We start from the raw sequence: 25501 nt of genomic DNA on the forward strand, positions 1-25501 counted from the left end.
CGCGAGGTGGTGAGAGTTGAGATATGACCGGCACGCGGAAACAGCCTGATCAGAACGGAGAGCCGCGCGAGAACGGCCCCGATGACCGGCCCGTGGCCCGCGACAAGCAGGCCAAATCACCACCGGGATCCGTCCAGTCCGTGGACCGCGCGGTCAGCGTCCTGGAGATCCTCGCCCGGCTCGGCGAGGCCGGGGTGACCGAGATCGCGGACGAGCTGGGCGTGCACAAGTCGACGGCCTTCCGGCTGCTCGGCGTCCTGGAGAACCGCGGCCTGGTGGGCCAGGCCAAGGACCGCGGGAAGTACTTCCTGGGGGCCGGCGTACTGCGCCTCGCGGGGGCGGCGGCAGTGCGTCTGGACATCTCCCAGGAGGGCGGCCCGGTCTGCCGCGACCTCGCCGACGAGCTCGGCGAGACGGTCAACATCGCGATCCTGGACGACGACGCAGCGGTCAACATCATGCAGGCCCGCGGCCCCGCGTCCGTGACCGCGCAGAACTGGCTCGGCCGGCGCACCCCGCTGCACGCCACCTCCAGCGGCAAGATCCTCCTGGCCCATCTGCCGACGACCCTGCGCGAGGGCCTCGTCGCGCGGACGCTGCCGCGCCTGACCGAGCACACGGTGACCGGCACGGTGGCCCTGCGCGCCGAACTGGAGGCCGTCGTCGACCAGGGGTTCGCCGTCGCCGTGGAAGAACTCGAGGTCGGCCTGGCCGCCGTCGCGGCCCCGGTGCGCGCGCACGACGGCAAGGTGATCGGCGCGCTCAGCGCGTCGGGGCCCGTCTACCGCCTGACCGAGGACCGCCTCACCGAGCTCGCCAAGCGCACGGTCGCCGCGGCCGTGGAGCTGTCGCGGCGGATGGGGTACGGCTTCTGACCGGCCGTCGGAACTGACGCCGAGCGAGGGCGGAACCGGGAGATCCCCGGTTCCGCCCTCGCCGCGTGTCGGCCGCGTTTCGCCGTGCGCTGCGGATTTGCCAAGGGTTAACTCCCACCCCTTGACGGCCTCTTGATGGCGTTCCCACTATGTCTCTCATAGCGCAACCCGTCGTGCAGTGCGCAACAGCAGAGGAGTCTGGCCGTGCCACACGAGGTCCGTGCCGTCGTCGCCGTGAAAAAGGGCGCACCCGTCGAGGTGCAGACGATCGTCGTGCCAGATCCCGGTCCGGGAGAGGTACTCGTCTCCGTGCAGGCCTGCGGGGTCTGCCACACGGATCTGCACTACCGGGAAGGCGCCGTCAACGACGACTTCCCTTTCCTGCTCGGCCATGAGGCCGCCGGCACCGTCGAGGCGATCGGCGCCGACGTCGCCGATCTCGCCCCCGGCGACTATGTGGTGCTGGCCTGGCGCGCGCCCTGCGGCGCCTGCCGCTCCTGCCTGCGCGGCCGCCCCTGGTACTGCTTCGACTCACGCAACGCCGCCCGGCCCATGACCCTCCTGGACGGCACCCCCCTGAGCCCCGCCCTCGGCATCGGCGCCTTCGCCGAGAAGACCCTGGTCGCCGCCGGGCAGGCGGTGAAGGTCGACCCGGCGGCGCGCCCCGAGGCCGCCGGGCTCATCGGCTGCGGAGTGATGGCGGGCTACGGGGCCGCGGTGAACACCGGACAGGTGGGCCGCGGCGACACCGTGGCCGTCATCGGCTGCGGCGGCGTCGGCAACGCCGCGATCGCCGGTGCCTCACTGGCGGGCGCCCGCCGCGTCATCGCCGTCGACATCGACGAGGCCAAGCTCGACGGTGCCACCCGGTTCGGCGCCACGCACACCGTCAACTCCCGTGGCACGGACCCGGTCGAGGCCGTCCGCGAACTCACCGGCGGTTTCGGGGTGGACGTCGCGATCGACGCGGTCGGCACCCCCTCGACGTACAAACAGGCCTTCTACATGCGTGATCACGCGGGTGTGCTCGTGCAGGTGGGTGTGCCCGACCCGGAGATGACGGTCGATCTGCCGCTGATCGACCTGTTCTCGCGCGGCGGGGCCCTCAAGTCCTCCTGGTACGGCGACTGCCTGCCGACCCGGGACTTCCCGATCCTCGTCGACCAGTACCTCACGCGCCGCCTCGACCTGGGCGGTTTCGTCTCGGAGACCGTCACGCTCGACCAGGTCGAGGAGGCGTTCGGCAGGATGCAGCGCGGTGAGGTCCTGCGCTCGGTGGTGGTCCTGTGACCGGCACCTCGACCAGCGGCCGCCAGGAACCTCCCGGGGCACCCCGCGTCGTCGTCATCGGCGCCGGCATCGTCGGCTGCTCGCTCGCCGACGAGCTGACCACCCGCGGCTGGACCGACGTCACGGTCCTCGAACAAGGACCGCTCCCCGCCCCCGGCGGCTCCACCTCGCACGCCCCCGGCCTGGTCTTCCAGACCGGCCCGTCCAAGACCCTGACCGCCTTCGCGGCGTACACCGTCGAGAAGTTCGGGGCCCTGGAAATGGACGGCCTGTCCTGCTTCAACCCGGTCGGCGGCCTCGAACTCGCCACCACCCCAGAGCGCTGGGCCGACCTGCACCGCAAAGCCGGGTACGCCGCGTCCTGGGGCATCCGCGCGGAACTCGTCGGCCCGGCCCGCTGCAAGGAGATGTGGCCGCTGATCGACGAGAGCGAGGTCCTCGGCGGGCTGCACACACCCGACGACGGGCTGGCCCGGGCGGTGCTCGCCTGCCGCGCGCAGATCGAGCGGGCACGCGCGCGTGGCGCGCGTTTCCTCGACCGGCACACCGTGACCGGCATCGAGCAGGAGGAAGGACGCGTCACGGCCGTCGTGACCGACCGGGGCACCTTCCCGGCCGACCACGTGGTGTCGGCCGCGGGCTTCTGGGGACCGGTGATCGGCCGGATGGCCGGCGTGGACATACCCCTGCTGCCGCTGGCCCACCAGTACGCCAAGACCGGGCCGCTGGCCGAGCTGGCGGGCGTCAACGACCCGGACACCGAAGCCTCGAAGCCGATCCTCCGCTTCCAGGACCGCGATCTGTACTTCCGCGAGCACACCGACCGCATCGGCATCGGCTCGTACGCCCATCGGCCCCTGCCCGTGGACGCCTTCACGGTCCCGGCGTACGACGACGCCGTGGACATGCCGTCCTCGTACCCCTTCACCGAGGAGGATTTCGCGCCGAGTTGGGAGGACTGCGGCCGGCTCCTGCCGTCCCTGCGCGACTCCCACGTCGCGGAGGGCTTCAACGGCGTCTTCTCCTTCACCCCGGACGGGATGCCGGTCCTCGGCGAGTCCCGTGCGCTGCGCGGCTTCTGGCTGGCCGAGGCGGTGTGGGTGACGCACTCCGCGGGCGTGGCCAAGGCGGTCGCCGAATGGATGGTCGACGGGCGGCCCTCCGTCGACGTGCACGACTGCGACCTCACCCGCTTCGAGACCGCCCAGCGCTCCCCCGCGTACGTCGCCGACCGCGGCGCCCAGCAGTTCGTCGAGGTCTACGACGTCCTGCACCCCCTCCAGCCCATGGAGCGGCCCCGGCCGCTGCGGGTCAGCCCCTTCCACGCCCGGCAGCAGGAGCTGGGCGCGGTCTTCCTGGAGGGCGGCGGCTGGGAGCGCCCGCACTGGTACGAGGCGAACGCCCCGCTCCTCGCGGACGTCGAGGTCCCCGCACGCGACGCCTGGTCGGCGCGGTACTGGTCGCCGATCGCGGCCGCGGAGGCCAAGGCGACCCGCGAGAAGGTCGCCCTCTACGACATGACCCCCCTGCGCCGCCTGGAGGTGTCGGGGCCCGGCGCGCTCGCCTTCCTCCAGCACATGACCTCCAACAACCTGGCCAAGAAGCCCGGCGCGGTGACGTACACCCTCCTCCTGGACGAGGCGGGCGGCATCCGCTCCGACCTGACGGTGGCCCGGCTCGCCCCCGACCGCTTCCAGGTCGGCGCCAACAGCCCGGCCGACCTCGACTGGCTCCTGCGCCACGCCCCCGACGGCGTGCACCTGCGGGACAGCACCGCGGGCACCTGCTGCATCGGCGTCTGGGGGCCGCTCGCCCGCGACCTGGTCCAGCCGCTCACCCGCGACGACTTCTCGCACGAGGGCTTCGGCTACTTCCGGGCCAAGGAGACCTACATCGGCCACGTCCCGGTCACCGCGATGCGGCTGTCGTACGTCGGTGAGCTGGGCTGGGAACTCTACACGGACGCCGACACCGGGCTCCGGCTCTGGGACACCCTCTGGGAAGCGGGGCAGGCGCACGGCGTGATCGCGGCCGGGCGCTCGGCGTTCAACAGCCTGCGCCTGGAGAAGGGGTACCGCGCGTGGGGCCACGACATGACCACCGAGCACACCCCGTACGAGGCGGGGGTCGGCTTCGCGGTCCGCATGGACCGGGGCGACTTCGTGGGCCGCGCGGCGCTGGAACGGCTCGGCCCTCCGGCCCGGAAGCTCACCGCGCTCCTGCTCGACGATCCCGCGGCGGTGGTCCTGGGCAAGGAGCCCGTCTTTGTCGACGGGGTCCCGGCCGGGTACGTCACCAGCGCCTCGTACGGCTACACGCTGGGCCGGTGCGTCGCCTACGCGTGGCTGCCGCCCCTGGAGCCGGGCACGGGCGTGCACGTCGAGTACTTCGGCGAGAAGGTGCCCGCGACGGTGGCCGAAGAGCCGTTGTTCGACCCGAAGATGACCCGCATCCGCCGCTAGAGGACCCCCTCGGCCGCTCTGCTCTGGCTGCTCTGGCTGCTCTTCCTGCTCCACCTGCTCTGTTCTGTTCTGGAGGAAGCTCTGTGTCCCCCACCTACGACGTGATCGTGATCGGCCTCGGCGGCATGGGCAGCGCCGCCGCCCACCACCTGTCCGCACGCGGCGCCCGTGTCCTCGGCCTGGAGAAGTTCGGCCCCGTCCACAACCGCGGCTCCAGCCACGGCGGTTCGCGGATCACCCGGCAGTCCTACTTCGAGGATCCGGCGTACGTCCCGCTGCTCCTGCGCTCGTACGAGCTGTACGCACGCCTGGAGCGCGACACCGGCCGGGAGATCGCCACCCTGTGCGGCGGTGTGATGGTCGGCCGCCCCGAGAGCCGCACCGTCTCCGGTTCGCTGCTCTCCGCGCGGCAGTGGGACCTCCCCCACGAGATGCTCGACGCCCCCGAGATACGCCGCCGCTTCCCGACGCTCAGCCCACGCGACGACGAGGTCGCGCTGTACGAGTCGCGGGCCGGGCTCGTCCGCCCCGAGAACACCGTCGCCGCGCATCTCCAGCTGGCCACGCGACAGGGCGCGGACCTGCACTTCGAGGAGCCCATGACGCGCTGGGAGCCGTACCGGGACGGCGTGCGCGTGCACACCGCCGAGGACACCTACACGGCGGGGCAGCTGGTCATCTGCCCCGGCGCCTGGGCACCTCGGCTCCTGACCGACATCGGGGTGCCGTTCACCGTCGAGCGGCAGATCATGTACTGGTTCCGGCCGACCGGCGGCGTGCGGCCCTTCCTGCCGCAGCACCACCCGATCTACATCTGGGAGGACGCGGACGAGGTGCAGGTCTACGGCTTCCCGGCCATCGACGGACCCGACCTCGGCGCCAAGGTCGCCTTCTTCCGCAAGGGCACGCCCTGCACGCCCGAGACCATCGACCGCACGGTCCACGCGCGGGAGGTCGCCGCGATGGCCACGCACATGGCGGGCCACATCCCGTCCCTGCCCGGGGAGTTCCTCAAGGCCGCGACCTGCATGTACTCCAACTCACCCGACGAGCACTTCGTCATCGCCCGGCACCCGGCCCACCCGGAATCGGTCACCGTCGCGGCCGGATTCTCGGGGCACGGCTTCAAGTTCGTGCCGGTCGTCGGCGAGATCGTCGCCGACCTCGCGCTGCGGGGCGCCACCGAGCACCCCATCGACCTGTTCGACCCCAGCCGCCTTGCCGCCGCGCCCGCCTGAGGAGCACGCCACCGTGACGACGTCCCCCGAGGCCCCGTCCGCCGGCAGCCTGATGACCACGCTGCCGGGCCACTTCTACACCGACCCCGAGATCTTCCGGCAGGAACAGGAACGCGTCTTCGAATCGCTCTGGTTCTGCGCGGTGCGCTCCGCCGACCTCGGCAAACCCGGCGCGTTCCGCACCGTCCAGATCGGCCGTGAGAGCGTCCTGGTCACCCGCTCCCGCTCCGGGGAACTGCGCGCCTTCCTCAACATCTGCCGGCACCGCGGCGCCCGTCTGTGCACCCAGGAGTCCGGCGAGGTGCGGCGCGCGCTCCAATGCCCGTACCACGCCTGGACGTACGACCTCGACGGCAAGCTCATCGCGGCACCGAACCTGGTGAAGATGCCCGACGTCGACCGCGCCGCGTACGGCCTGGTCAAGGTCGCGCTGCGGGAGTGGCTCGGCTATGCCTGGGTGTGCCTGGCCGACGAGCCGCCCTCCTTCGAGGAGACCGTCGTCGGCGCCGCCGTGGAGCGCCTCGGCGACTCGGCGTCCATCGACCGCTACGGAATCGAGCGGCTCGCCCTCGGCAAGCGCGTCACGTACGACGTGCGCGCCAACTGGAAGCTGATCGTCGAGAACTTCATGGAGTGCTATCACTGCGCCACGATCCACCCCGAACTGACCGACGTCCTGCCGGAGTTCGCGGACGGGTTCGCCGCCCAGTACTACGTGGGGCACGGCGCTTCGTTCGGTGAGGAGGTCAGCGGGTTCACCGTCGACGGCAGCCCCGGCTTCGGCCGGCTCCCGGAGGTCGCCGACGACCAGGACCGCCGCTACTACGCGATCACCGTCAAGCCGACGGTCTTCGTCAACCTCGTACCCGACCACGTGATCCTGCACCGGATGTTCCCGCTGTCGGAGGACCGCACGGTCGTCGAGTGCGACTGGCTGTACGCACCCGAGGTCGTCGCGTCCGGCGTCGACCTGGCCAAGTCCGTGGAGCTCTTCCACCGGGTCAACGAGCAGGACTTCGAGGCCTGTGAGCGCACCCAGCCCGCGATGGCGTCACGCGCCTATCGCGGGGGCGGGGTGCTCGTGCCGACCGAGCACCACATCGGGCAGTTCCACGCGTGGCTGACCGGGCGGCTGGCCTAGCGCCTACGCCGGGGAGGCGGCGGGCCGCTTGTACATACGGGTCGCCGTGATCTCCCCGTGCACCGTCTCCTCGGCCGGGTCCTGCTGCGGCAGGCCCGGCCGCAGGTGCTCCTCGACGCTGATGTACTTCAGCCCGGCCCGCAGGTCCGCGTCGTTCCGCAAGCGGATGACCAGCGGGAACTCCGCGAGCGCCGTCGTGTCGAACAGGCCGGTGGTGTAGAGGAGCTGGACGCCGAGCGCGTCCGACACGGCCCGCTGGAGCTCCAGGAGATACGTGGCGTTGGCGCGGCCGATGGGGTTGTCGAGGAAGAGGGTGCCGGCGTGCCGGTGCTTGTCGCGGCCCCGGTCGTTGCTGCGCAGGGCGGCCATCGTGCAGTACAGGGCGATGGCGGCGGTGAGCAGCTGGCCGCCGGAGAACACGTCGCCCATCTGGCCGACCGGCACGCGCTCGGCGCGCAGCACGGCGTCCGGCTTGAGGATCTCCACCGCGATGCCGCGGGGCTCCAGGGCGGCCTGGACCCCGCGCAGCAGCAGGGACATGCCGTCCCGCCGCAGGTCGGAGTTCTTCTTGACCGCGGCCCGGGTGGCCTCGTCGATGACCTCGCCGAGGCGCTCGGTCAGCGTCGCCTGGTCCGGCTCGTCGAAGCGGACGCGCAGGAACTCCTGGCCCGACCACTCCCCCAGGCCCTCGGGCAGCTGCGAGAGACGCTGCGCGGAGCGGAGCGTGGCGAGCGAGGACTCCACGAGCCCGCGCAGCCGGTCCACGATGCTGTCGCGGTTGCGCTCCAGCTGCTCCAGCTCGTCGGTGAGCACGCGCAGGCGCGGCGCGAACGCGTCGGCCCACTTCTTGGCGTGCTCCGGCAGCGCGGACGCGGGCAGCTCACGGATCTGCTGACGGGCCGGGGTGCGCACCTGCTCGTAGCGCGTGGAGTTCGCGTGCCGTACGAGGATGTCGCTGGCCTCGCGGACGGCGGTCTCGGCGGCGGAGAGGTCGGCGGCGCAGCCGCGCAGGGAGCGCCGGGCCTCGGACGCGGACTGGCGGGCCTCTTCGAGGGAGCCGGGATAGGGCTCGGGCTCCTCGGCCGCCTCCTCCTCGTGGTGCTGCTCGCGCAGGAGGTCCCGCAGGAGCGCGGCCGTCTCGTCGAAGCCGCCCGCCGCGTCCTCGGTGGCGCGGTGGGCGTGCAGGAGGGTGGCGTGCGCGTCCTTGGCCTGGCTCAAGGCCTCGGTGTGGGCGGCCAGTTCGCCGGTGGCGGTGCGCAGCAGGGCCTGCGCGTGCTCGGCGTCGGTGGGCACCAGCTCGTCGGGGAGCTCGGTGTGCGCCTCGGCGTCGTCCTGCGGGGCGAGCCGCTCGGCCTCGCCGCGGAGCCTGCCGAGCTGCTCGCTGGCGGCGGACGCGCGGGTCTCGATGAGCTGGACCTGGGCCTCGGCGCGGGCCGACGCGGCCTGGCGGGAGGGGCCGTCGGAGCCGTCCGTGCCTTCCAGGAGCAGGGCGGCGCGGGTGCGGACCTTGTTGCTGAGCCGGTCGAGCTCGGCGAGCGCGCTGCTCTCGTCGCTCTCGGCGCGGGCCTGTTCGGCGCGCAGGTCGGCGCCGACGCCGACCTTCTCGTAGAGCTGGGAGGCGGCGCGGTAGGCCTCGCGGAGGGCGGGCAGCGACGTCTTGGGCGCCGCGGGGTCCTTGGGGTCCTCCGGCACGTCCTCGGGGGCACCGGCGATCTCGGCGCGTTCGGCGCGCAGGGCGCGGGCGGTGCGACGGGCGTCGTCGGCGGCGCGCTGGGCGGAGCGCCGGTCCTCGTCGGCGGCGCGGGCGCGGTCCAGGCAGGTCTGGGCGCGGGCCTCCGACTCGACGGCGTCGTCGGCCAGTTCGCGCAGCTTGGTCTGCCAGCCCGCGCGCTCGCGCAGGCGGAAGGCGAGACCCGCGAGGGCGTCGGCGGCGCGGCGCGCGCGCTGGGCCGCTTCCTGGCGCTCGTCACGCGCGCGTGATGCCTCGGCCGCCGCCTCGTCGGCCTCGGCGCGGACCGTGCGCGCCTCGGCGAGCTCGGCCTCGGCCTCTTCGGCGAAGGCGCGGGCGCTGCGTGCGGCGGCGGCGAGCTCCTCGATGCGTCCGGCGGGGCAGCCGGCGCGCCAGGAGGCGAGCCGGGCGGCCAGCTCGCGGTCCTTGGCGAGGCGCACGGCCAGCGCCCTGATCTCCTCGTCGCGCTGCGCCGCCCGCGCGCGGAGCGTCTGGCGCTCCTCGTCGGCGGCGTGCTCGTCGTGCATGGCGGGGTTCGGCGGGACGAGGAAGACGCTGCCGTCGCCGGCGCTGCCCGCGTCCTCGCCGGGCGTCGGGGCGAGCAGGGCGGCGGCGGTGCCGACGGCGACCGCCGAGCGGGGCAGCAGGGCGGCGCCCGCGAGTGCTTCGCGGGCCCGTGCGTGGGTGGCCGGGTCGGTGATGACGACGCCGTCGACCAGCTCGGGCCGGGCGGCGAGCACGCGCGCGTGGTCGGCGGGGTCGACGGCCTGGGCGAGGTAGCGCCAGCCGGGCAGGGCGGGGATGCCGTGCTCGCCGAGGAACTCGACGGTGGCCAGGACGTCAGGACCCGGCGGCAGGAGCCCGCCGTCGCCGAGGGCGCCCAGGATGCGGGAGTCGTCGGCGGCGGCGGTCCGCAGTTCGAACAGCTGCCGCTCGGCGGACGCGACCCCGTCCTCCAGGAGGGTGCGCAGGTCGTCGGCGCTGCGGTCCAGCTCCGTGAGGGTGAGGGGGCCTTCGGTCAGGAGGCGGGTGCCGGTGGCCGTGCCGGTCGCCGTGCGGGTGGACGCGGCGGCGCCGTCCGCGCCGTCGGCAGCGGCCGTCTTGTCCCGGTCGTCGCCGCCCGACTCCGCGCCGGGTGCCGTGGTGCCCTGGCGAGGCTGCGGCACGCCGCCCGGGACGCTTGTCCCGGGGAGGCCGAGCAGCTCGGCGAGGCGCTCGTCCTCGGCGATCGACTCCGCGGCCCGGCGCTCCGCGTCGTACGCGTGCTCGGCGGCGTCCGCGGCGTCCGACGCGCGGGCCGCGGTGAGTTCGGCGCGTGCCTCGGCCGCGGCGGCCTCCTTGGCGTGCTCGGTGGCGCGCACGGAGGCCTCGCGGGCGGCGTCCCAGGCGGCCACCGTGGTCTTCTCGGCGTCGCTGGCGGCCAGCGCGGCGCGCGCCGGGTCGGCGTCCGGTGCGGTGTCGTCCAGCCATCCCGCGCGGACCGCTTCCGCGGTCTCCTGCTCGACCTCGGCCAGGCGCTGGCGCAGGTGTCCGGCCTCGCTGCGGGCGCGTTGGGCCTCGGTGGCGGCGACGGTGGCGTCGCGGTGGGCGGCCTCGCCGGTCTCCTGGAGCGCGGCGGAGCGCTCCTCCTCTTCGTTCGCGAGTGTCTCGGCGCCCTCGGCGGCGGTGTGCAGGACCCGGACGAGATCGGCCGCCGCCTTGGAGCGTGCGGCGAGCGCGGGCGCCGCGTCCCGCTCGGCCTCCAGGATCGCGGAGGCCACGCGCGCGGAGCGGTCGGCCGCCGCGCGGTGGCGCAGGACGGCCTCGGCGGCCTGCCAGGCGGAGTGCAGCTGACGCGCGTCGGCCAGCTCGCGGCGCTGGGCGGCGGCGGCCTTCTCCGCGACGGTGAGGGCCAGGGAGGCGTGCCGGAAGGCCAGTTCGGCGGAGATCAGGGCGGACCTGCCGCGGGCCTCCTCGGCCGCGGTGACGGTCCGCGCGGCGGCGGTGACCCGCTCGGTGAGCTCCCCCGCCCTGGTCCGCTCGGCGACGGCGCGCGCGGAGAGCCGGCGGGCCAGCGTGCGGGTGCGCCGCTCGGCTCCGGCGTGCACGTCACGCGCGCGTGAGCGGGTCTCGGCGGCGTCGACGATCCGGCCGAGCAGGTCGACGGAGCCCGCGGTGAAGTCCCGCTCGGCGATCAGCTCGGAGCGGCGGCCCAGCTTGTTGCCGAAGCCGTGGACGAGGTCGGCGAGGCCGTCCGTGTCCCGGGTGTCCGTGACGGCGCGCAGCAGCAGGTCGGTGAAGTCGGAGTCCTTCTTGACCGCGAAGAGGCCCGCGGCCTCGCCCTCGTCGGCGTTCATCTCGCGCTGGTAGCGGAAGAGTTCAGGGTCGAGGCCCAGGTCACCGAGGTGTTCGTTCCACCGGTCGTGGATCTCCTCCCAGTGCACCTCCAGGTGGGGGTAGGCCTTGCCCGCGTCGGTCAGCGCGTCGCGAAAGCCCTTCATCGTGCGCCGCCGCCCCTGGGCGCCGGACGCGCCTTCCGCCGAGGGCCGTACGGCGCTGGACTCGGCGACCGGCAGCGAGTCCAGGCTCATGCCCGGTCCGGGCCGGAAGGAGTACCACGCCTCGGCGAACTTGCGCGGGTCGTTGGAGACCTGCCGCCCGCGCCACTCGCTGACCTTGCCGACGACGACGCATTCACCGGTCAGCGTGTGCTGCCACTCCAGGGCGACGTGCCCGCAGTCGTCGGCGAGCAGGAACTTGCGCAGGACGCCGGAGCTGGCGCCGCCCAGGGTGTTCCGGTGACCCGGCAGCATCACCGAGAAGATCAGCTTCAGCAGGACGGACTTGCCGCCGCCGTTCTCCAGGAAGAGCACGCCGGCGGGCGCGGGGCGACGCGGGGGGCCGACCGGCTCGTCCTCGAAGAACTCCGCCTGGGCGGGCGCGGGGTCGGGCACCTCGGCGCCGACGCCGCGCAGGTCAAGCACGGTGTCGGCGTAGCGCGCACCGGCGGGGCCGATGGAGTAGAGGCGGACCCGGGACAGCTCGTACATGGCGGCGGACTCTCGTCGTAAGTCGTGGGGAACGGCAGGAAGGTGGGGGGCGGGGCGAGAGACGTCAGGAGTGGAAGGGCAGCCCCGCGTCGGCGGCCAGCTCCAGATCGTCCGTCTCGTCGGGAGGCAGCAGGGTCGCGGACCCGTCCGTCACGGGCACGATGCCCAGTTCGAGCAGTTCGGCCATGGCGGCGCCGCCCGCCATGTCGCGCACCTGGAGCTGATAGCGGGCGGTGGTGCGGTACGTGCCCCCGGAGTCGTCGCCCGTGCGCTGGAGGAAGCCGGAGTCGGTGAGGAACGCGACGGCCTTGCCGATGATGCCGGTGGTCGACCCGGCGAGGCGGCGGGCGTCCTTGGTGGCGCCCGTCGAGCTGCGCCGGGCCCAGATGCGCCAGGCCGCCTCCAGGCCGGGGGCATCGGTCTGCGGGTCGGAGTTCTCGCCCTGCTCCTCGGCGCGCTCCTCCAGGCGGTGGCAGGCCTGCCGGACGAAGGCGTCCACTCCGTTGACCGTGACGCGTCCGATGTATCCGTCGTCGGCGAGGTCCTCGGGGCGCGGGAACGCCAGGGCGGCGACCGCGAGGTGGGCCAGGCCGTGCAGGAAGCGGTCGGTGGAGTCGGCGGCCGTACGGCGGGCGTAGTCGCCCATGCGGACGGCGAACACCGAGTCCTCGGCGGCCGTCACGGCCATCCCCGCGCGCGGGGACACCTCCAGGACGACGAGGCCGAGCCCGGCGGCGACCGCGTCGGCGAGCCGCGCGAAGGGCGGGTCCTCGCGGTACCGGCGCAGCAGCTCGGCGTACTCCTGGTCGCGGGCGGGCTGGAGCTTGGGCTGGAGTCCGAAGGCGACCAGGCGCGCGGCGTCGGCGGCGTCGGCCGGGGTGACAGCGGCGCTCGCTGCGGGCGCCGCCGGTGTCTCCGGCTCGCCCCACGCGGTGTGCTCTGCGGGGTGCTCGGTCACGGCTTGTGCTCCTTGCGGCGGTCGTGCGGGAGAGGCTTGAGGGGGTCGGGGGTGCTCACGCGGACTCCGTCCGGCCGGCCGCCATGCCGGCGGCGTCGAGCAGGGCCGTGCCCACGATGAGGTCGGCGCCGCCGAACTCCTGGTCGTCGAGTTCGGTGCCGTCGTCCACGGCGAACAGGAGCTTCTCCTCGCCCTGGCGGTAGGCGGTGCCGACCGGCGGGCTCGCCGCGTGGACGGCAAGGAGCGCGACGAGATACGGCAGTTCGGTGTCGCGGCGGCGGGCGTCGGCGAGCAGCCCGGACAGCCGCCGGGGCGCGTCGGCCGGCAGGTCGAGCAGCTCCATGGCGTCGGCGAGCTGCTCCTCGCTGAAGCGGCTGTCGTCGGGCGTGGCGATGAGGTCGGGCTCGGGCATCTCCACGCCCAGGTGCTCCCGCTCCTGGGGCGGCGTGAGCAGTATGTCGACCAGGTCGCCGACGCGGACGGACACGGGGGTGCGCAGTCCGGTGCCGCGCGCGAAGAAGGCGCCGGTCACGCGGCTCGCCTGCTCGACGGGGAGGGGCAGGAGCGGGGCGACGAGCTGGCCGTACAGATCGAGGCCGGTCCGGGAGGTGGGCGCGGCGAAGGCCTGGCGGTCCTGCTCGGCGCGGAACAGCGGGCCCGCTTCGAGGAGGCGGGACTGGAGCTGGGTGTGGCGGCGGATGCAGTCCTTGACGATGTCGACCAGCTCGGCGGCGCGGCGCTTGTGCTCGGGGTCCTCGGACTCGTCGCGTGCCTTGCGGATGTTCGTCAGGATCGCGTTCTCGTGGCGGTACCGGTCGGCGACGTGGTCGAGGGCTTCCGCGATCATGTCGGGGACGGCCTGGAGCCAGTCGACCGCGCGGACGTTGCGCCGGGTGGCGTCCAGGGCTCTGCGGAGGGTCTCCGAGTACTGGACCGTGCGGTAGCGGGCCTGCTCGGCGGCGAGCTGGGCGTCGGCGAGGCGGCCGCGGCTGATCAGGACCTCCAGCTTCACCTCGGCGGCGATCTGGGCGCTCGTGACGTCCGTGTCGAGGGCGCCCACCAGGACGTTGACCGCCTCGTCCGTCGTGCGGAGGTAGACGCTCCCGCCGTACCCGGGGACCTCCTCGATCAGTTTGAAGTCGTAGTCCCTGCGCACATAGGTGCCGTCGGGCGCGAAGGTGCCGTACACGGCGCGGAAGCCGCGGTCGACGCTGCCGACGTTGATCAGGTTCTCCAGGACCCAGCGGGCCACGCGCTCGTGCTCGGCCACGGGGCGCCGGGGGGCCTGGGCGCCGACGCGCGGGAGCAGCCTGGCCACTATCTGCTCGTGGTCCGCGCCGGTGTCGAAGTCCATGTTCAGTGTGACGAGGTCGATGGCGGACAGGGCCACCTCCGCCATCGCGTACACCGAATACTCGCCCGCGAGGTTGGCCTTGCGCACGTCGAGGTCGTGCAGCGGCGCCGTGCAGGCGAGCGCGCGGAGCCGCCGCGCCAGGCCCTCGTCGGCGGCCGGGCCCGGAGCGGGCCTCGGCCCCGCGCTGAGCTGGGGCGGAACGGTGTCCGTAACGGCAGGCGAAGTCACGGTGCACAGACTAGATCCTCGGTCTGACAACGGTCGAAACGGCGCAGATCTGACAGCGCGCTTCCCTGCCCCGCTCCCGGTCCGGGGAGGGCCCTTCCGCGGTGGCGCCGTGGCTCAGGAGCCGTGCGCGACGCGCCGGCCGTAGACCTCGACGAGGCCCTGGCGCGAGTCGTCCAGGTAGACCGCGAGCAGCCGTTCGGCCTCCGCGGCGTCGCCGTCCCGGAGGGTCTGAAGGATCTGCCGGTTGCGGGCGAGGTACGGCTCGTGCAGCCGGCGCGGGTCGTCCACCACGTGGAAGGCCAGGCGCAGTTCGGCGAAGACGCTGCGCATGACCTCGTCGGTGCGGGCGCTTCCCGCGAGGGCGACCAGTTCCCGGTGGAAGTGGATGTTCGCCGTGGAGACGCCCTTCCACTCACGCTCGCGGGCCGCCCTCGTGCCGTCCGCGACCGCGCCCGCGAGTCCGTCGAGGGCGAAGGGCGGATCGCCGAGGCCGCGGACGACCGCGCACTCCACGAGGCGGCGGGTGCGGTAGATGTCCTCGACGTCCTCGATCGTGAGAACTCGGACAAATACCCCACGGTTGAGCTGATGGACCAGCAGCCGTTCGTGCGTGAGGAGCCGGAAGGCCTCGCGCAGGGTGTTGCGCGAGACGCCGAGCGCGCCGCCGATGCTGTCCTCCGACAGGCGGGCCCCCGGCGGGAAGTACCCCTCGGCGATGCGGCTGCGCAGGATGTCCGACACCCGCTCCGCGGTGCTGGTGCGCCCCAGGAGCGCACGGTCGTCGGCCAGTCCGCGCGCGTCAGCCCTTCCCTCAGCCATGCCCGGATTCAATCGCAGATACAAGAACGAAACAACATGGGTATTGAGGGATCGTTCAACGATCCTCTACCTTGGCGGACACGGCACGGCCCCCACCCGCGCCCCGCCCCTGTCAGCTCCGCACCCTCCGTCCCCCTCCTGCGAGGTGCCCATGAGCACACCCCCACCGCCCCAGGCCGTGTCGGCCGACAACCGCCCCGTGGACGGCGAACCCGTCGACGACAGCGGCCCGTTCGGCTGGCTGCGCGCCCTCGGCCCGCGCGGCCGCCGCGCCTTCACGGGCGCCTTCGGCGGCTACGCCCTCGACTCCTACGACTACTTCACCCTGCCGCTGAGCATGGTGGCCATCGCCGCGTACTTCGGCCTGGACAGCGGCCAGACCGGCCTGCTCACCACGGTCACGCTGGTCGTCTCCGCGATAGGCGGGGCGATCGCCGGTGTGGTCGCGGACCGGATCGGCCGCGTCAAGGCGCTGATGATCACGGTCGTCACGTACGCCGTCTTCACCGTGGCCTGCGGCTTCGCGCCCAACTACGAGACCCTGCTGGTCTTCCGCGCCCTCCAGGGGCTCGGCTTCGGCGGCGAGTGGGCGGTCGGCGCGATCCTGGTCGCCGAGTACGCCACCGCCAAGAACCGCGGCCGCACGCTCGGCGCGATCCAGAGCGCGTGGGCGGTCGGCTGGGCGCTCGCGGTGATCGTCTACACCGTGGTGTTCCAGTTCCTGGACGAGGACGTCGCCTGGCGCGTGCTGTTCTGGACGGGCGCGCTGCCCGCCCTGCTCGTCGTCTACGTGCGCCGCAACGTGCACGACGCCCCGGAGGCGGCCGCCGAGCGCAAGAAGAGCACGGACAAGGGATCGTTCACCGCGATCTTCAAGCCCGGGCTGCTGCGCGTCACGCTCTTCGCGGTCCTGCTGTCCACCGGCGTCCAGGGCGGCTACTACACGCTCGCCACCTGGGTGCCCACCTATCTGAAGTCCGAGCGCGGGCTCACGGTGGTCGGCACGGGCGGCTATCTCGCGTTCCTGATCTCCGGTGCCTTCATCGGCTATCTGGCGGGCGGCTATCTCACCGACGTGCTCGGCCGCAAGCGCAACATCACGCTCTTCGCGTTCCTCTCCGCGGCAAGCATCCTCGCCTACACGAACATCCCGGACGGAGCCAACGGCCTTCTCCTTGTGCTCGGTTTCCCGCTCGGCTTCTGCATGTCGGCCATCTTCAGCGGCTTCGGTTCGTTCCTCAGCGAGCTCTACCCGGCCGCCGTGCGCGGCACGGGACAGGGCTTCACGTACAACACCGGGCGTGCCGTGGGCGCCGTCTTCCCCACCATGGTCGGCTTCCTCGCCGACAGCTGGGGCGTGGGCGGCGCGCTGGTCTTCGGGGCGCTGGGCTACGCCATCGCCGTGCTCGCGCTGTTCGGGCTGCCCGAGACGCGCGGAAAGGAGCTGGCATGAGCCCCGCGGCCACGGCGACGCACCGTCCCGAAGAGGCCCGGGCGCTCTTCCGCGCGGGCACGAGCGGACCGACCGCCGGCTGGGCGGCCGGCCACACCCAGGCCAACCTGATCTCCGTGCCCGCCGACTGGGCGTACGACATGCTGCTGTTCTGCCAGCGCAACCCGAAGGCCTGCCCGGTGCTCGACGTCACCGACGCGGGCTCCTGGACCACTCCCCTGGCGCCCGGCGCCGACCTGCGGACGGATCTGCCGCGCTACCGGGTGTGGCGGGACGGCGAGTTGACCGACGAGCCCACGGACGTGGTCGACCGGTGGCGCGACGACCTGGTGTCGTTCCTGATCGGGTGCAGCTTCACCTTCGAGTGGGCGCTGACGGAGGCCGGCGTTCCGATGCGCCACGTCGAACAGGGCCGCAACGTCTCCATGTACGTGACCACGCGCCCCTGCCGCCCGGCGGGCCGGCTGCACGGCCCCATGGTGGTGTCGATGCGCCACGTGCCGCCCGAGCACCTCTCCACGGCGATCGACGAGACCGCGCTCCTTCCCGCGGTACACGGCGCCCCCGTGCACTGCGGGGATCCCGCGGGGCTCGGCATCGACGACCTGGACCGGCCCGACTTCGGTGATCCGGTGGCCGCCGCACCCGGTGACGTCCCGGTCTTCTGGGCATGCGGAGTGACGCCGCAGGCCGCGGTGATGGCCTCGCGGCCGCCGTTCGCCATCACGCACGCGCCGGGGCAGATGTTCATCACCGACGCACGCGACGAGCAGTACCGGGTGGCCTGAGCGGGCCACCGTACGGAAACAGGAGATCCACGCACATGAGCGACGCCGTGATCGATCTGAACGCCGACCTCGGTGAGGGCTTCGGCCGCTGGCACCTGACCGACGACGAGGAGCTGCTCTCCGTCGTCACCAGCGCCAACGTGGCCTGCGGCTTCCACGCGGGGGACGCGGCCACCATGCGCCGCGTGTGTGAGCAGGCCGCCGAACGCGGGGTGCGCATCGGCGCGCAGGTCTCCTACCGCGACCTGGCGGGCTTCGGGCGCCGCTCCATGGACGTGCCCGCCCTGGAGCTGGCGGCCGAAGTGGCTTACCAGATCGGCGCCCTGGAGGTCTTCGCGCGGGCGGCCGGCGCACGCGTGGCCTACGTGAAGCCGCACGGCGCGCTCTACAACCGCGTCGTCCACGACGAGGACCAGGCGCGCGCGGTCGTCGACGGGGTCCTCCTCGCGGATCACGCCCTTCCCGTCCTCGGGCTGCCCGGATCGCGCTTCCTCGAAGTGGCGGGCAAGGCCGGACTGCCCGTCGTCACCGAGGCGTTCGCGGACCGTGCGTACACCCCGCAGGGCACGCTCGTGCCCCGCGGCGGCGACGGCGCCGTCATCCAGGAGGCGGACGCCGTCGTCGAACGCTCCGTGGGCATGGCCCGGTCGGGGACCGTCACCGCCCGGGACGGCAGCCTGATCGCCGTCCGCGCGCGCTCGCTGTGCCTGCACGGCGACACCCCGGGGGCGGTGGCCCTGGCCCGGCAGGTACGGGCGCGTCTCGAAGCGGCGGACGTCCGGGTGGAGGCCTTCGCGTGAGGGTGCTCCCGGTCGGCGATCTGGCACTGCTCGTCGAACTCGCCGACGGCGAAGAGGCGCAGGCGCTCCACGCCGAGCTGCTGCGCCGCAGGGCCGCGGGCCTGATCCGCGTACGGGAGATCGTGCCGGCGGCCCGCACGGTGCTCCTCGACGGCCTCGACGATCCCGGCCGCGTGGGCGCGGAGCTGGCCGGTCTGGAGATCCCGCCGCTGTCGGCGCGCACCGCGGAGGTGCGTGAGATCCCCGTCCGCTACGACGGGCCCGATCTGGCGGATGTGGCGGCGCACTGGGGCGTGCCGGTCAGCGAAGTGGCGCGGATCCACGCGGCGGCCGAATTCCGGGTCGCCTTCTGCGGGTTCGCGCCCGGCTTCGGCTACCTCACCGGGCTGCCGGAACGCTACGACGTGCCGCGCCGGGCCACGCCGCGTACGAGCGTCCCGGCCGGCAGCGTCGCCCTGGCGGGGCCGTACACGGGGATGTATCCCCGCTCGTCGCCCGGTGGCTGGCAGCTGATCGGCACGACCGACGCGGTGCTGTGGGACCACGCGCGCGTGCCCGCCGCGCTGCTCACCCCCGGGGTACGGGTGCGGTTCGTGCCCCGTGCGGAGACGACATGACCGACCGTGCTCTCGCCGTCGTCCGGGCCGGGGCGCTGACCACCGTGCAGGACCAGGGCCGTCCCGGCCACGCCCACCTCGGGGTCCCGCGCTCCGGGGCCCTCGATCCGGCCGCCGCGCGCCTCGCCAACCGCCTGGTCGGCAACCCGCCCGACGCGGCCGTCCTGGAGACCACCCTCAACGGCTGCTCCGTGCGCCCTCGGTGTGCGGTGACGGTGGTGGTCGTGGGGGCGCCCTGCCCGGTGCGGGTCGACGGCCGCCCGGTGGCCTGGGGCGCGCCCGTGCGGGTACCGGCCGGTGCGCTGCTCGACGTGGGAGCGGCCGTCTCCGGCGTACGGTGCTATGTCGCGTTCGGCGGCGGAGTGGCCGTCGAGCCGGTCCTCGCCAGCCGCTCCACTGACCTGCTCTCCGGGCTCGGCCCGCCGCCCCTCGCGGACGGCGGCGTCATCCCGCTGGGCAGGGCCGCCGCGCCCCACGCACGCGTGGACGCCGTCCCGCACAGCGCGCCGCCCGCCGAACTGGTCCTGCGGGTGACGCCGGGGCCGCGCGCCGACTGGTTCACGCCCTCGGCCCTGCACACGCTGACCACGCGCGCGTACCGGGTGTCCCCGTCGAGCAACCGCATCGGTCTGCGCACCGAAGGGCCCGTGCTGGAGCGGGCGTCCACCGCCGAACTCCCCAGCGAGGGCATGGTGCTCGGTGCCGTCCAGGTACCGCCGGACGGCCGGCCCGTGGTCTTCCTCGCCGACCACCCGACGACCGGCGGCTATCCGGTGATCGCGGTGGTCAGGGAGGCCGATCTGGCGGGCGCCGCGCAGGCGGTGCCGGGCACGCCACTCCGTTTCGTCCCGGCGGCACGCCGCTGAGCACTCCGTTTCGTCCCGGCGGCACGCCGCTGGTTACTCCGGGTCCGGCTAGGCCGCGCCCGCCTGCTCGGCCGTGGTGAGCGCGGCAAGGGCCGCCGTCACCGCCTGGGCGGCGCTCAGGTCGAGCCGGGCGCTGCTGCCCCGCGCCTGATGGCGCAGCTCGTCGGCCGCGAGGGTGAGCAGCTGGGGCAGCAGATCGGTGCACCGGCGCGCCACCCAGCCGGTGCCCGCGGTGGCCAGCCACAGCAGGTTCGCGGACCGGGTGGGCGGCGGCAGCAGGGGCTCGCACGAGGGCGGGCCGCCCGCCGCGAGGCCCCGGGCCGCGAGCAGCGCGTGGAACCGGGCGGCGACGAGCCGGTGGCCCCGCTCGCCGGGGTGCAGCCGGTCGGCGCTCCACAGGGCGCGGTCGGCCACCCACGCGTCCTCCGCGAGGTGCAGGTGCACGGCGTCGTACCGCTCGGACAGCGCGTGGACCACGGAGTTGACCGCCCGCTGCCGCCGGGCCAGCGGGCGCGCCAGGGGACCCGGCAGGCCGAGCATGGCTCCCGGGTCGGGGAGGCAGGCGGTGAGCAGCCGGGCCCCGGCCCGCGCGCAGGCGCCGTAGACCTCGTCCAGCCGGGTGACCACGGTGTGGACGTCGAAGGTGCAGCGCAGGGTGTCGTTGACGCCGACGATGACGGAGACCAGGTCGGGCCGCAGCGCCAGGGCCTCGGGAAGCTGCCGGTGCAGCACGTCCCCCGTCTGGGCCCCGCTGACGGCGAGGTTGTGGAACCGCACCTCCCCCGCGGCCGCCGCGAGCCCCGGGCCCAACAGCGCCGCCCAGCCCCGCAGCCCCCCGCCCACGGGATCCCCCACGCCCTCGGTCAGCGAGTCACCCAAGGCCACGAAGCACACCGGCGTCACGGGGCACCCCACTCCTGGGCACCCCACTCCCGGGCCGCCCACCCACCGGCAGAGCGGCTCTCCCCGGACGCGGGCTCGGCACCGGCGGGCGCGGGCTCGCTAGCGGTGGATGCGGAATCCGCGCCGACGGACGCGGACTCGCCACCGGCGGGCGCAGGCTCGGCATCAGCCGCCCCCCGCCCCGCCTCGTGCGCCCCCAAGAACGCCGCGACGGCCGCCTCCCAGCCGAAGCACTCGGCACGCGCGCGTGCCGTCTGCCTGCGGGAGCGCTCCGGGCGGGCCAGGAGAGCCTGGACGGCGCTCGCGAACGCGGCTCCGCTGTCGGTCGCCACCTCGCCCGCGCCGCCCACGATCTCCGGGAGCGCCGACGAGGCGCTGGCCACCACCGGCGTCCCGCAGGCGAGCGCCTCAAGGGCCGCGAGCCCGAACGTCTCGCAGGGGCCCGGCGCGAGGCAGACGTCGGCCGCGGCCTGCAACTCCCCCAGGGCCGTGCGGTCCTCGACGTGCCCGAGGAACGTCACCGGCAACCTCCGCTCGTGGGCCCGCAGTTCGAGGCGGGCCCGCAGCGGCCCGTCCCCCGCCACCACGAGGACGGCCGGCACGCCCCGGCCCCGGAGCGCCTCCAGGGCGTCGAGCGCCGTCCCCGGCCGCTTCTCCACGGACAGCCGCGAGCAGAGCGCGAGCAGCACCTCTCCTTCGCGCGCGTGGCGGGCGCGTACGCGCGGGTCGCGCAGCGCGGGACGGCAGGCCGCGAGGTCGACCCCGAGCGGCGCACGGACGACGTTGCGCGCCCCGATGCGGACGAACTCGCGCTCGGCCCACTCGGTGGTGCACACGACACGCGCGTAGGCGTGCGCGGTACGGGCGTTGAGGGCGTCGGCGGCGCGCAGGACGGCCCGCTCGGGCACCCCCCAGGAGCTGAGGACGCCGTGGGCGGTCTCGTGGGAGACCATCACGGCCGGGATCCTGCGGTGCCGGGCCCAGGCGCCGGTCCAGCGCAGGGTGGTGCGGTCGGAGACCTCGATGCGGTCGGGAGCCAGCTGTTCGAGGACCCGGGCGACCCGTCGGCGGTCCGCGAGGACGCGGTAGCCGCCGGTGCCGGGCAGCGGCGTGCCCGGCAGGGCCACGACACGGCCCTGGTCGGTGTCCCGCACATCGGCCCGCGCGCCGGGCACGATCAGCACGGGGTCGTGCCCGGCCGCGCGGTAGCCGCGCCCCAGTTCCCGCAGCGCGGTGCGCAGTCCGCCGGACGCGGGGGCGACGAAGTTGGCCAGCCGGACGATGCGCAGGGAGCCCGCGGGGCGTGCGCCGCCCCGCGCCGTCGCCTCGCGGTAGTGGGCCGCCCTCATGCCGCCACCGCCGTCCGCGCGGCGAGCACCTCGGCGTAGTGGTCGAGGAGTTGATCGCCGACCGCGTCCCAGGTCCGCCCCTCGACGGCCGCGCGCCCCGCCGTTCCGTACGCCGCGCGAAGCCCCGGGTCGGCGGCGAGCGCCCAGACCGCGTCCCGTACCGCGAGGGGGTCGCGGGGCGGCACCAGGACTCCGGTGCGGCCGGGGACGACGAGGTCGAGCGGTCCGCCCGCGGCGGGCGCGACCACCGGCACGCCGCTGGCCATGGCCTCCTGGACGGTCTGGCAGAACGTCTCGTGGGGCCCGGTGTGCACGAAGAGGTCCAGGGAGGCGAAGATCCGCGCGAGTTCGTCCCCGGTGCGGCGCCCCAGCAGGACCGCGCCGGGCAGCGCGGCCCGCACGGAGTCCTCGCTGGGCCCGTCGCCGACGACGACCACGCGCACGCCGTCGAGGGAACACGCCCCGGCCAGGAGTTCGACCTGCTTCTCGGGGGCGAGACGGCCCACGTAGCCGACGATCAGCTCGCCGTTCGGGGCGAGTTCACGGCGTACGGCCGCGTCCCGCAGGGCGGGCCGGAACCGGGTGGTGTCCACGCCCCGCGGCCACAGCCGCACCCGTGGCACCCCGTGGGTCACCAGGGCGCGCAGGGCGGCGGAGGACGGGGCGAGGGTGCGGTCGGCCGCCGCGTGGACGGCCCGGATGCGGCGCCAGGCGGCGGCCTCGCCCATCCCCATGTACGTACGGGCGTAGCCGCCCAGGTCCGTCTGGTAGACGGCGACGGCGGGCAGGCCCAGGCGCGCGGCGGCCGCCATGCCGCGTGCGCCGAGGACGAACGGGCTGGCGAGATGGACGAGTTCGGCCCGGTGCGCGCTCAGCGCGGCCGACAGGCGCCGGCTGGGCAGCGCCACCCTGACCTGCGGATATCCGGGAAGGGGCAGGGAGGGGACGCGGATGACGGGGCAGGGCGCACTCGCGTCGGCTGCGGTGTCCGCCCCGGCCGCGGCGGCCGGGGCGATGACCAGGGGGTCGTGACCGCGGGCGACGAGTTGGCGGGCGGTCTGCTGGGCGCAGTGCGCCACGCCGTTGATGTCGGGAGGGAAGGATTCGGTGACGATGACGACACGCATACCCGTGTTGTCGTCGCGCGGGGCGTGGTCACGTCAACGTGGATCTTTCCTGGCGAGGAACGTCCCATGAGCGTTGCCCTCCGCACGCGCCCCTCCCCCCGGGGGCGCGTCGGCCACATGACGACCGTGTCGACCACATGACGAGCGCGTCGGCCACATGACGGGCGCGTCGGCCACATCAGGGCCGAGTCGGCCGCACCTCGGCCGCGTCGGCTACACCTCGGCCGCGTCGGGGCCGATCCTGCTGCGCACCGCGGTCTGTACCTCGTCCTCCTCGGCGGGGTCCGCGGCGAGCCTCCTGAGCTGGGTGACCACGCGGGCGTCGCCGGTCTCGGCGTGCCGTGCGGCGACCTCGCGGGTGGACTCCTCGCAGTCCCACAGGCATTCGACGGCGAATCCGGCGGCGAAGGAGGGGTCGGTGGCGGCGAGCGCACGGGCGGCGCGGCCACGGAGGTGGGAGGAGGCGGTCTCGCGGTAGACGTGGCGCAGCACGGGGGCCGCGCAGGCGATGCCGAGGCGTCCCGCCCCGTCGACCAGCGTCCACAGGGTCTGCGCGTCCGGGCCCTCGCCGCGGACGGCTTCCCGCAGGGCGGCGAGGACGAGCTTGCTGTCCTGGGCGCCGCCCCGGCAGGCGAGCACCCGTCCCGCCGCGGCGCCGAGCGCGTCGGGCCGCTGGGCCCAGCGGCGGGCCCGCTGCACGGCGGCGACACTGCGCATCCGTTCGAAGGCCTCGGTCGCGGCGTCCACGACGGCCCGTGACGGACTCTCCACGGCGTGCTCGATCAGGTCGAAGACGGCGGGGTCGTGGGCGTCGGCGAGGTAGCGCAGGGCCGTGCCGCGCGCCCCGTCGGAGCCGTCGCGGGCGGCCGCGAGGATCTCGGCGCGGTCCTCGGGACCGGCGACCGCGCCCAGGCAGCGGGCGGCGGGCACGTGCAGGACGGCGCCGCGTTCGAGCCCTTCCTGGGCCCAGTCGAAGACGGCCTGGACGCTCCAGCCGGGGCGCGGCCCCGAGGGCCGCATCTGTCGCTGCCAGCGGTCGAAGGAACCCTGCTCCCGAGCGGCCCGCACACGGGTGCCGACGCCCTCGCGCCGGTCCTCCTCCCACAGCCGCCAGGGCCGTGGTTCGTAGGCGTCGCGCACGGCGGCGGCCAGGTCGGCCTCGCCCTGCGCGTCCGCGGGGAATCTGGCGAGCACGGGCACGGCGAGGGCGCGCAGGCCCGCGTCGTCGTCCCGCAGCGCCAGCTCGTCCAGGGCCCAGGCCCAGTTGGCGCCGAAGGCCGCGTACCGTCGCAGCAGTTCGAGGGCGTCGTGCCTGCCGTACGAGGCGAGGTGCCCCAGGACGGCGAGCGCGAGGCCGGTGCGTGAGTCGTCCGTGTACAGGACGTCCTCGGAGTCGAAGAGGTGCCGCTCGATCTCCTCCAGGCCGCCGCGGAGATCGAGGTAGAGCCTGGCGTAGTAGAGCGAGCGGTTCTCCACCTGCCAGTCGTGGCGTGGGTCGTGGAGCACGCAGGTGTCGAGGGCGGCGAGGGCCTCGGAGCGGGGTGCGGTGAGTGCGTGCAGGGTGCCGTCGCCGCGGCCCCGCTGCAGCAGGCCGAGCAGCGTACCGCTGGGCGCTATGACCGGATCGAACATGGGAAACAGCCTCACATCAAGCGTCGACGCAACCGGGAATCGTGCATTACCTGGCCGTGCGCCAACACGTCGGGCCGCCCGCCGTCTTTTGCTTGTCGTAAGCCATTTTCCTCTGCCTCTCGTCGGTGGCCCGATGGGATCCCGGACGGGAGGTCCGGGGGCGGGCCGCTCACGGTCCGCGCGGTGCGGCAGCTCCTGCCCCGCCGTCGCGTCCGTGAATCACGTCGTCATGATGACCCAGCGGTTCAATCCGCCGCGACCACATTTCCAGCGCCCCCGTTGCTGCTGGTCAGGTACCCCGCTCAGGCGGCCCCGAACAGCTGGAGCAGCTCGGTCTTGGCGAACATCCGGGCGGTGTCCACCGCCGACGGGGTGCCCGCGGCCGGATCCGCGCCCCCGTCGAGCAGCGCCCGGATCACGGCCTCCTCGCCCTTGAAGACGGCACCGGCGAGCGGCGTCTGGCCCCGGTCGTTGGCACGGTTGGCGTCACCGCCCCGCTCCAGGAGGGCCCGGACCGCCTCGGCGTGACCGTGGTAGGCGGCGAGCATGACGAGCGAGTCGCCGCTGTCGTTGGTGAGGTTCGCCGGAACACCCGCGTCCACGTACGCGGCCAGGGCCTCGGTGTCGCCTTGGCGCGCCAGATCGAAGATCTTGGTCGCCAGCTCCACGACTTCCGGGTCGGGGGCTTCACTCATGACCGGACCGCCTTTCGACTGCGGGTGACTCCAGGGGGGCGTACGGCGACGAGTGCAGCCGTACGGGTGAATCGACAGGGTACTGCCCGTCCGGGCACATGACGGGGCACGCCCGCGGCAAAGATCACGGACGAACCCGGACGTCCGC

The 25501-nt window shown here is 74.2% G+C and carries 19 protein-coding genes; 10 read left to right on the forward strand and 9 right to left on the reverse strand.

Going from position 1 to position 25501, the window contains the following annotated elements:
* The first annotated feature begins 23 nt into the window (after positions 1-23).
* From QBL25_RS08765 to QBL25_RS08785, 5 genes are all read left to right on the forward strand, one after another.
* Complete coding sequence (locus tag QBL25_RS08765; RefSeq protein ID WP_409056452.1) at positions 24-875, forward strand: IclR family transcriptional regulator; 852 nt, start codon at positions 24-26, stop codon at positions 873-875.
* A 204-nt stretch (positions 876-1079) separates the two neighbouring features.
* A complete protein-coding gene (locus tag QBL25_RS08770) occupies positions 1080-2165 on the forward strand; it encodes an S-(hydroxymethyl)mycothiol dehydrogenase (RefSeq protein WP_409056453.1) in 1086 nt (361 codons plus the stop codon).
* Positions 2162-4627, forward strand: coding sequence for an FAD-dependent oxidoreductase (locus QBL25_RS08775; protein WP_409056454.1), 2466 nt, complete (start codon positions 2162-2164; stop codon positions 4625-4627). Before QBL25_RS08770 ends, QBL25_RS08775 begins: the two co-directional genes overlap by 4 nt.
* A gap of 83 nt (positions 4628-4710) precedes the next feature.
* Complete coding sequence (gene solA / locus QBL25_RS08780; protein WP_409056455.1) at positions 4711-5865, forward strand: N-methyl-L-tryptophan oxidase; 1155 nt, start codon at positions 4711-4713, stop codon at positions 5863-5865.
* A 13-nt stretch (positions 5866-5878) separates the two neighbouring features.
* The gene (locus QBL25_RS08785; protein ID WP_409056456.1) at positions 5879-7006 is read left to right on the forward strand and encodes an aromatic ring-hydroxylating oxygenase subunit alpha; all 1128 of its coding nucleotides are present in this window, start codon (positions 5879-5881) and stop codon (positions 7004-7006) included.
* 3 nt (positions 7007-7009) lie between these two features.
* Here the strand turns inward: QBL25_RS08785 and QBL25_RS08790 are convergent, their stop codons facing one another.
* The 4 genes from QBL25_RS08790 to QBL25_RS08805 form a co-directional block, all read right to left on the reverse strand.
* The gene (locus tag QBL25_RS08790; protein WP_409056457.1) at positions 7010-11764 is read right to left on the reverse strand and encodes a hypothetical protein; all 4755 of its coding nucleotides are present in this window, start codon (positions 11762-11764) and stop codon (positions 7010-7012) included.
* Between the two features lie 64 nt (positions 11765-11828).
* On the reverse strand, positions 11829-12722 hold the full coding sequence (locus tag QBL25_RS08795; RefSeq protein WP_409056458.1) for a hypothetical protein: 894 nt from the start codon (positions 12720-12722) through the stop codon (positions 11829-11831).
* A 55-nt stretch (positions 12723-12777) separates the two neighbouring features.
* Positions 12778-14304, reverse strand: coding sequence for a hypothetical protein (locus QBL25_RS08800; protein WP_409056459.1), 1527 nt, complete (start codon positions 14302-14304; stop codon positions 12778-12780).
* A 114-nt stretch (positions 14305-14418) separates the two neighbouring features.
* Positions 14419-15123 (reverse strand): GntR family transcriptional regulator, encoded by a 705-nt coding sequence (locus tag QBL25_RS08805; RefSeq protein ID WP_409056460.1) that lies wholly within the window; start codon positions 15121-15123, stop codon positions 14419-14421.
* A gap of 151 nt (positions 15124-15274) precedes the next feature.
* Here QBL25_RS08805 and QBL25_RS08810 point away from each other — a divergent pair, with 151 nt between their 5' ends.
* From QBL25_RS08810 to QBL25_RS08830, 5 genes are read left to right on the forward strand one after another with little or no spacing between them, the layout of a single operon-like run.
* On the forward strand, positions 15275-16576 hold the full coding sequence (locus tag QBL25_RS08810; RefSeq protein WP_409056461.1) for an MFS transporter: 1302 nt from the start codon (positions 15275-15277) through the stop codon (positions 16574-16576).
* On the forward strand, positions 16573-17364 hold the full coding sequence (locus QBL25_RS08815; RefSeq protein ID WP_409056462.1) for a putative hydro-lyase: 792 nt from the start codon (positions 16573-16575) through the stop codon (positions 17362-17364). The genes QBL25_RS08810 and QBL25_RS08815 overlap by 4 nt, the downstream gene beginning before the upstream one ends.
* Positions 17365-17399: 35 nt before the next feature.
* Positions 17400-18164 carry a LamB/YcsF family protein gene (locus tag QBL25_RS08820; RefSeq protein WP_409056463.1) on the forward strand — a complete coding sequence of 255 codons (765 nt, stop codon included), beginning with the start codon at positions 17400-17402 and terminating at the stop codon, positions 18162-18164.
* Positions 18161-18781, forward strand: a complete 621-nt coding sequence (locus tag QBL25_RS08825) for a 5-oxoprolinase subunit B family protein (RefSeq protein WP_409056464.1) — start codon at positions 18161-18163, stop codon at positions 18779-18781. The genes QBL25_RS08820 and QBL25_RS08825 overlap by 4 nt, the downstream gene beginning before the upstream one ends.
* Positions 18778-19647 (forward strand): biotin-dependent carboxyltransferase family protein, encoded by an 870-nt coding sequence (locus QBL25_RS08830; protein WP_409056465.1) that lies wholly within the window; start codon positions 18778-18780, stop codon positions 19645-19647. Before QBL25_RS08825 ends, QBL25_RS08830 begins: the two co-directional genes overlap by 4 nt.
* A gap of 48 nt (positions 19648-19695) precedes the next feature.
* Here QBL25_RS08830 and QBL25_RS08835 read toward each other — a convergent pair whose 3' ends face one another.
* From QBL25_RS08835 to QBL25_RS08855, 5 genes are all read right to left on the reverse strand, one after another.
* Positions 19696-20550: an SGNH/GDSL hydrolase family protein gene (locus tag QBL25_RS08835; protein ID WP_409056466.1), complete on the reverse strand. Its 855-nt coding sequence runs from the start codon at positions 20548-20550 to the stop codon at positions 19696-19698.
* Positions 20547-21899, reverse strand: a complete 1353-nt coding sequence (locus tag QBL25_RS08840; RefSeq protein WP_409056467.1) for a glycosyltransferase — start codon at positions 21897-21899, stop codon at positions 20547-20549. Before QBL25_RS08840 ends, QBL25_RS08835 begins: the two co-directional genes overlap by 4 nt.
* Positions 21896-23026 (reverse strand): glycosyltransferase family 4 protein, encoded by a 1131-nt coding sequence (locus QBL25_RS08845; protein ID WP_409056468.1) that lies wholly within the window; start codon positions 23024-23026, stop codon positions 21896-21898. The genes QBL25_RS08840 and QBL25_RS08845 overlap by 4 nt, the downstream gene beginning before the upstream one ends.
* A gap of 213 nt (positions 23027-23239) precedes the next feature.
* Positions 23240-24658, reverse strand: coding sequence for a HEAT repeat domain-containing protein (locus tag QBL25_RS08850; protein WP_409056469.1), 1419 nt, complete (start codon positions 24656-24658; stop codon positions 23240-23242).
* A gap of 302 nt (positions 24659-24960) precedes the next feature.
* A complete protein-coding gene (locus tag QBL25_RS08855; protein ID WP_409056470.1) occupies positions 24961-25353 on the reverse strand; it encodes an ankyrin repeat domain-containing protein in 393 nt (130 codons plus the stop codon).
* Between the last annotated feature and the right edge of the window lie 148 nt (positions 25354-25501).

The organism is Streptomyces sp. SYP-A7185 (assembly GCF_046103685.1).
Taxonomy (GTDB): domain Bacteria; phylum Actinomycetota; class Actinomycetes; order Streptomycetales; family Streptomycetaceae; genus Streptomyces.

Coding starts and splice junctions, on each gene's coding strand:
- QBL25_RS08765 (WP_409056452.1), top strand. CDS start 24: ATGACCGGCACGCGGAAACAGCCTGATCAGAACGGAGAGCCGCGCGAG.
- QBL25_RS08845 (WP_409056468.1), bottom strand. CDS start 23,026: ATGCGTGTCGTCATCGTCACCGAATCCTTCCCTCCCGACATCAACGGC.
- QBL25_RS08810 (WP_409056461.1), top strand. CDS start 15,275: ATGAGCACACCCCCACCGCCCCAGGCCGTGTCGGCCGACAACCGCCCC.
- QBL25_RS08855 (WP_409056470.1), bottom strand. CDS start 25,353: ATGAGTGAAGCCCCCGACCCGGAAGTCGTGGAGCTGGCGACCAAGATC.
- QBL25_RS08815 (WP_409056462.1), top strand. CDS start 16,573: ATGAGCCCCGCGGCCACGGCGACGCACCGTCCCGAAGAGGCCCGGGCG.
- QBL25_RS08790 (WP_409056457.1), bottom strand. CDS start 11,764: ATGTACGAGCTGTCCCGGGTCCGCCTCTACTCCATCGGCCCCGCCGGT.
- QBL25_RS08850 (WP_409056469.1), bottom strand. CDS start 24,658: ATGTTCGATCCGGTCATAGCGCCCAGCGGTACGCTGCTCGGCCTGCTG.
- QBL25_RS08830 (WP_409056465.1), top strand. CDS start 18,778: ATGACCGACCGTGCTCTCGCCGTCGTCCGGGCCGGGGCGCTGACCACC.
- QBL25_RS08840 (WP_409056467.1), bottom strand. CDS start 21,899: ATGAGGGCGGCCCACTACCGCGAGGCGACGGCGCGGGGCGGCGCACGC.
- QBL25_RS08820 (WP_409056463.1), top strand. CDS start 17,400: ATGAGCGACGCCGTGATCGATCTGAACGCCGACCTCGGTGAGGGCTTC.
- QBL25_RS08805 (WP_409056460.1), bottom strand. CDS start 15,123: ATGGCTGAGGGAAGGGCTGACGCGCGCGGACTGGCCGACGACCGTGCG.